Here is a 562-nt window from a genome sequence, read left to right on the forward strand (position 1 = left end):
TACCGCGTCGGCATCGGTCCAGCCAGTTCTCCTACGCCACGGCCATCGGCCTGTTCGAGGCGCTCATCGGCCTCACCCTCGTCCTGTCGGCCAACGCGATCTCGCGCCGAGTGGTGGGAGCCTTCCTGTGGTGACCGTCGACAACGTCACGCGCCTCGACAAGAAGCTGTCGAAGCCGACCGTCCGGGCGGTCAAGGAGACGCGGGCCTACACCGCGTTCCGCGTCGTCAACGCGACGCTCCTCGTCCTCATCGCGGCGATCACGCTCTACCCGTTCGCGAACCTGGCCGCGCAGGCGTTCAGCTCCGAGTCGTACATCAACTCGGGCCAGGTCACGATCTGGCCGCGCGGCTTCAACCTCACGACGTTCGACCTCGTCATGAGCGACTCGATGTTCTGGCGCAACTACCAGAACACGGTCTACTACACGGTCGTCGCGACGCTCGTCGCGATGGTCCTCACCACCACGTACGCGTACGCGATCTCCAAGTACCGCCTCAAGGGGCGCAAGGTGTTCATCGGCATCGCCGTGTTCACCATGTTCTTCAACGGCGGCCTGATC

The 562-nt window shown here is 64.4% G+C and carries 1 pseudogene; it reads left to right on the forward strand.

Features of this window, described 5'->3' with window-relative positions:
• Positions 1–130 precede the first annotated feature (130 nt).
• A pseudogene (locus G3I71_RS46075) lies at positions 131–562 on the forward strand (carbohydrate ABC transporter permease); the annotation flags it as partial.

Source organism: Streptomyces sp. SID12501, from assembly GCF_010550245.1.
In the GTDB taxonomy this organism is placed as follows: Bacteria; Actinomycetota; Actinomycetes; order Streptomycetales; family Streptomycetaceae; genus Streptomyces.